The organism is Clostridium sp. UBA6640, assembly GCF_002455975.1.
Classification (GTDB): domain Bacteria; phylum Bacillota; class Clostridia; order Clostridiales; family Clostridiaceae; genus Clostridium_J.
In genome coordinates this window covers 1-3,159 of record NZ_DKLM01000110.1, presented here as the reverse complement: position 1 = coordinate 3,159, position 3,159 = coordinate 1, and the positions used below count along the sequence as shown (strand labels likewise).

General features: G+C 26.4%; 1 protein-coding gene and 1 pseudogene. One reads left to right on the top strand and one right to left on the bottom strand.

Features of this window, described 5'->3' with window-relative positions:
* Positions 1–370: 370 nt before the first annotated feature.
* Positions 371–2,120 (bottom strand): annotated as a pseudogene (locus tag B2W91_RS11980) (Rqc2 family fibronectin-binding protein).
* A 197-nt stretch (positions 2,121–2,317) separates the two neighbouring features.
* Between B2W91_RS11980 and dapF the strand changes: the two are divergent.
* Positions 2,318–3,115, top strand: a complete 798-nt coding sequence (dapF, locus tag B2W91_RS11975; protein ID WP_291581230.1) for a diaminopimelate epimerase — start codon at positions 2,318–2,320, stop codon at positions 3,113–3,115.
* The last annotated feature ends 44 nt before the right edge of the window (positions 3,116–3,159 follow it).

Sequence of the window (3,159 nt, the reverse complement as noted above, 5' to 3'; positions counted from 1 at the left end):
AATTAAGAATTAATAATGAAGAATGAAGAATTAGGGATGAAATTCACTAATTGTGAATTTCTTAAGATGAAACTTATTTTAAAAAACTCCAAAGGCTTTGCCAGTGGAGTTTTAACTATAATTCCTTACCTTTAATTCTTAATTTTTAATTCATGGTGAAAATTTTTTGTTATGGAAACTAAAATCATGTATAAATTAAATTTTGGTTAAAGAACCTTGCATATCACCACTTTTTAAATTAAGAATTAGAGAAACTTCTTAGTAGAACTAAGAAGTTTCAGTTTTTATTTTAAAATTTTCAATTATTGTTGAAAATTATCCTAAATTCTTCATTCTTAATATTTAATTATTAATTGTACAAAGGACATGGTTATTCCATGCTTTTTAAATCTAATTGTTTTGGTGTTACATATAAAGTTTTATTAGTATAGTAAATAACCATACCTGGTTTAGCACCAGAGGCTTTTTTAACATTTTTTACTTCTGTATAATCTACAGGTACATTAGAAGAGTTTTTAGCTTTACTGTATAAGGCAGCTAAAGTTGCCGCTTCTAAAAGAGTAGTTTCAGGTATATCTCCATTATTTTTAATAATTACATGAGAACCAGGAATGTTTTTAGTATGAAGCCATATATCATTTTTATTCGCAAATTTTAATGTTAAATAATCATTTTGCATATTGTTCTTTCCTATATAAATATCTATATTATCGCTGGATATAAAGTGCATAGGTTTCGAAACTTTACTTTTTTTACCTTTATGCGCTTTTTTAAAAGCAATATATCCAGTTTCTACCAATTCGTTTTTAATATCTTCAATTTCGGTGTAATTATCTGCATTATGTATATGTGATAATACAGATTGAAGATACTCTTGTTCTTCTAATGCAAGCTTTATTTGAATTTTTGCATTTTCCTCAGATTTTTTTAATTTATTATACTTCTTAAAATAGCTTTGAATATTTTCAGAAGGAGTTTTATGTTCATTTAACTCTATATTGATGTATTCATTGTTTTCGCTATAATAATTTAATACATTAATAGATTTATCTCCTTTTTTAATTGCATAAATATTTGCAGTTAAAAGCTCTCCATATAAATTAAGTCTTTGTTTTTCTTTACAATCTTCTAAAGTTTCATTTAATATATTTATTTTTTTGCTAACTCTATCTAAGTTGTTATTAACAATTTTTTGTAAATCATGACTTCTAGCATTTAATCTATCAGATTTATCTTTTTCAAAGTAAAAATCCTCTATAAGTTTTGATGGCGATTCATATTCTCTCAAATTAAAGCCATTACTTAAAAGTTCTTTAAAAGCTACGCAGTGAAAATCTTTAAGTATTCCATCTTTATCATAGGAACCTAAAATATAATTATCAGTTTTAACATAATTAAAAAAATTTAATATATACTCATATATTTTTTCTAAGTTAACCATGTCAAATTCAATATTATCTTCCTTTAAACCATAGATTATCTCAGAAGAAAGGGCAGCACTTACACCAGTAAAAATATTGGTAAAAAATTTTTTATCAAAATCTTTATCTGAATATTTTTCTTTAACTTTATTTATAAAATCCTCTTTATTAAAGCTAAAAGCATTTAATTTTGTAGAAGCTGGAGGATATTTATATTCTACACCTGAATATAGCACTCTATATGTGTTAATATCTGGAGTAATGTGTTTAATACTATCCATCACAATATTATCTCTTTGTCTTACTAAGCTTATATTACTATGTCTTCCCATTATCTCTACAATAAGACTATATATACTATTAAAGCCTAATTCATCTGTGCTTTCAAAATCTAAAACAACAATTCTATCACTTTCAATTTGTCTTATATCAACTAAGACTGCAGTATTTAAATATTTCCTAAGTACCATACAGAACATAGGTGCTTTTAAAGGATTTTCTTTTGAATTATTAGTTATTTGTATTCTTGGATAATTAGAACTAGCACTTATAAGTAANNGTTTGAGCTTTTCTACCTTTTTTAAAAGTTAAGGTTATTTCATCTTTTTCTGGTTGATTTATTTTTTCTACTCTTGCATTTATAAATCCCACTTTAAGTTCGTGAAGTATGCTGTGTAGATAAATTCCATCTAATGCCATATACATCTTCCTTTCTATATGGAATTTTTTCAATTATGTATAGTATAACATTAATGTTAAACATTGAAAATATAATATATTTTTCTATAATTTATGATAAAATAATATTATAGATTAAAAAAGAAATTTATAGATTTTTATACTTTGGTAAAAACTTGTAGAAGGTGGTAGTGAGTTTGAATTTAAATTTTACAAAGATGCAAGGAGCAGGAAATGACTTTATAGTTTTTGAGGATTTTGAAAATAAGTATACGGATTTAGAAGCTTTAGCTAAAAAGCTTTGTGGTAGACATTTTGGAATTGGTGGAGATGGAATATTAGTAGCTAGAAAAAGTGATATTTGCGATATAGAGATGATAATAATAAATGCTGATGGTTCTTACGCTTCGATGTGTGGTAATGGAATAAGGTGTTTTGCTAAATTTGTTTATGAAAGTGGATATGTAAATAGTACAAGAATAAAAATTCAAACAGGAGATGGTATTAAAGAAGCATTGCTTACTCTGGTAAATGATAAAGTTAGTAAAGTTACAATAAATATGGGATTACCATCTTTTAATCCTTCAGATTATTATGGGAACAGTGAAGCGGAAATTATAAATAAAGTAATTAATATAAATAATAAAGATTATAAGATTACTTCTATGCTAATGGGGGTTCCTCATACTATAATCATAGATGACCTTAATAAATATGATGTGGGTGAAGGAAAAAATATAGAAAGATTTAATTTATTTTCTCAGGGAACTAATGTTAATTTCTGCGAAGTTAAAAATAGAAATCATATAATAGTTAAAACCTGGGAAAGAGGTGCAGGTGCTACACTAGCTTGTGGCACAGGAAGTTGTGCGGCAGTAGTTGCTTGTAATAAGTTAGATTTAGTAGATAATACCGTTAAGGTGACCATACCTGGTGGAGAACTTACCATTGAAATAACTAACAGCGGGATTATGATGACAGGACCAGCAGAAGTTGTATTTAAAGGTGAAATATAAAAAAGGAGTTTATCAAACTCCTTTCAGAGTGTCGACAAAGTCGA

Coding starts and splice junctions, on each gene's coding strand:
- dapF (WP_291581230.1), top strand. CDS start 2,318: ATGCAAGGAGCAGGAAATGACTTTATAGTTTTTGAGGATTTTGAAAAT.